The sequence below is a fragment of the Nodularia sp. UHCC 0506 genome (assembly GCF_034931045.1).
GTDB lineage: Bacteria > Cyanobacteriota > Cyanobacteriia > Cyanobacteriales > Nostocaceae > Nodularia.
This window is the reverse complement of sequence record NZ_JAYGHH010000020.1, coordinates 1-2,946: the sequence shown is the minus strand read 5'-3', so window position 1 is coordinate 2,946 and position 2,946 is coordinate 1. Positions and strand designations below refer to the sequence as shown.

The window sequence follows — 2,946 nt, the reverse complement described above, 5'->3', positions numbered from 1 at the left end:
GTAATTGGCTTTGACCCCGGAAAATCCGTATTGAATATCCCCGAAGTTGCCGAAAATTTAGACAAACTCAAAATTCCTGATATTGTCCTTTTTGATCGAATTTCTCGCCCAGAGTTTGGCCCTATTGCCGCCAACTTTGATGCAGGAAATACTGAGCAGACAATTGAACTATTCCCCTTTGATGCTCCCATTGGTTACAGAATTAGAGTAGGGGGCTTATTCAGCTTAGGGCCTTCCTTTGGTGTAGATGGTAATTTAATTGTTAGTGATTCAACTTTTCTGAGGATAAATCCTAATACTCGTCCAGCAGACATGATCGATATTGGTGTCATTACCCTAAATTATGGAGCAAATCCAGACCAAGTGTTGCAACAATTAGCAGCAAATTTACCTAATGATATCCAAATTTTCACTCATCAAGGCTTTATTGATTTTGAAAAAGAGTATTGGTCTGTGAGAACACCCATTGGTTTTATACTTAACCTCATGCTGACTATGGCTTCTGTGGTTGGGGTGGTAATTGTTTATCAAATCCTTTACAGCAATATTGCTAATCAATTAATTGCCTACGCAACTTTAAAAGCTATTGGATATGCCAATGGATATCTATTAAATGTAGTTTTTAAACAGGCGTTAATTCTGGCTTTGTTAGGTTATATTCCAGGATTTTTGTTTTCCATAGGCTTATATAGTTTTGCCATGGAAGTAACAAAGTTACCAATCATGATGACTGCTAATAATGCCATAATTGTTTTAGTTTCAGCAGTTTTAATGTGTATAACTTCAGGGTCACTTGCTATTAATAAGCTCCGTTCCGCAGACCCAGCAGATATCTTCTAAATATACCAATTCCATTCAGCTACATTTCTAGGTAATTGGTATTAACTAAAAAACATCGCCAGCTAATACTTGCTATTCAACTCAAATCACATAACTTAGTAATCACAGACACAATTATGAACCTCCAAAACCAAACTCTTTTAATCACTGGTATTGACGAATTTATTGGTTTACGTGCAGCTGAATTAGCTATAGCACAGGGTATGAAAGTTCGGGGATTACAAAGTTCTGCGGATGTAAATAAAACCGCCCAAAGTTTGGGTATTGAGATAATTGTTGGTAGCATTACTGATCCTAAAATTGCCCAAAGAGCTTGTGAAGGTGTAGATATTGTTTTACATACGGCTCAAATGGCTCAAGAAGCTGGTGCAATTAAAGAATTTCGTGAGCTAAATGTTGGCGGTACGGTCAATATGGCTAAAGCTGCTAAAAATGCTGGCGTGAAAACTTTTGTCCATCTTTCTAGTGTGATGGTTTACGGGTTTAATTATGCAGATGGCATTACAGAATCTGGAACTCTTTCTGGTGAAAATAATCCCTACTGTCAAACAAAAATAGAAGCCGAAACAGAACTTTTACCCCTAAATTCTCCCCCTGATTTTGGTGTAATTATTATTCGGGCTGGAGATGTTTACGGGCCAGGTAGTACTTCTTGGATAGTTCGACCAATTTCGATGATGCGTCAAAAATTATTTGCTTATGCCAATGATGGTAAAGGAGTGATGAATCATGTATATATAGATAACTTGATTGATGCTGTATTTCTAGCAATTGAAAAGGAAACATACGGTGAAACTTTTAATATTACCGATGGTCAAGAAACCTCCTGGAAAGAATATTTTCTGCGTTTAGCTGCAATGGAAGGTTTAGCTGCTCCCATGTCTTTACCCAAAGATGAAATGAAGTTATTTCTCAAACTTCGCGCCCAAGGACAAAAACTCTTTCGTAAAAAAGCTGATATCTTACCAGAGTCTGTAGATTTTATGAGTCGTCCTCATGCTTATTCCATTGCTAAAGCCCAAAATTTGTTAGATTATAAACCAAAAATTGATTTAGAAGATGGTTTACGCATAACACAAGCATGGCTCAAAAAAACTGATATCTAAAATGTAGTCAAACAGGTTTTAGATTTTACCTAACAATTGTTTTATATGAGCAACAACCTGCCAAAAGTAAGCATTGGATTGCCTGTATACAATGGATCAAAGTTTATTAAAGCATCTCTCGATTCACTTTTGGCTCAGACTTTTGCAGATTTTGAGTTAATCATCTCAGATAACGCCTCGACAGATAATACTGAAGAAATTTGTCGAGATTATGCTGCTCAAGATAACCGTATTCGTTACTACCGTAATCAGAGTAATCTCGGTTGTTCACATAACTTCAATCGTGTCTTTGATTTGTCTGTGGGCGAATACTTTAAATGGGCAGCTTATGATGATTTACACGCGCCAGATTTTCTGAGCAAATGTGTGGATGTACTTGACAATAATCCGAAAGTGGTATTATGCCATTCTCATGTATCTTTCATAGATGAAAATGGTGATTTTCTGCAAAAATACAATATAAAACTCAACACCGATTCCGAAAACCCTCATAAGCGTTTTCAGCAGTTACTTACTAAGCATCTCTGTTATCAGACTTATGGAGTAATTCGTGCTATTACTCTCAGAAAAATCCCACCTATGGGTAGTTATGGAACGGCGGATGGAATTTTACTGTTAAGAATAGGTTTGCTTGGTCAATTTTATGAGATTCCTGAATACCTATTCTTTGCCAGAAGCCATTCGCAACAATCATTGAGTATGTTCTTTCCAAATTATCATTTGTTGACGAATGATAATTCTCAATCTACGTCTAGCATTTTACCTGATTTCTATGCCTATACAGTTTGGTTTGACTCAGCTAAAAAGGGTAAAATATTATTCCCTCATTGGAGAATAGTTTGGGAATATATGGTTTCTATCTGGCTGTTTGAACTGAGTCTTTATCAGCGCATACGTTGCCATATCAGTATTTATCAGCAGTTGCATGGTACCGAATATTTGTTGTTTAAAGATTTGCTGAAAGCGGTTCAAATAATCTGGCAGCGTTGTTGTAATTATC

General features: G+C 36.6%; 3 protein-coding genes. All 3 read left to right on the top strand.

Going from position 1 to position 2,946, the window contains the following annotated elements; translation table 11 throughout:
- A partial coding sequence (gene devC, locus VB654_RS13150) for an ABC transporter permease DevC (RefSeq protein WP_323214219.1) occupies positions 1-840 on the top strand: 840 nt, incomplete at its 5' end.
- 116 nt (positions 841-956) lie between these two features.
- The gene (locus tag VB654_RS13145) at positions 957-1,946 is read left to right on the top strand and encodes an NAD(P)-dependent oxidoreductase (protein WP_323214218.1); all 990 of its coding nucleotides are present in this window, start codon (positions 957-959) and stop codon (positions 1,944-1,946) included.
- Between the two features lie 45 nt (positions 1,947-1,991).
- Positions 1,992-2,946, top strand: a 955-nt coding sequence (locus VB654_RS13140) for a glycosyltransferase family 2 protein (RefSeq protein ID WP_323214217.1), incomplete at its 3' end; no start/stop codon positions are given.

What these genes read in the sequence shown, in the direction of transcription:
- VB654_RS13145 (WP_323214218.1), top strand. Translation starts at nt 957, where the DNA reads ATGAACCTCCAAAACCAAACTCTTTTAATCACTGGTATTGACGAATTT.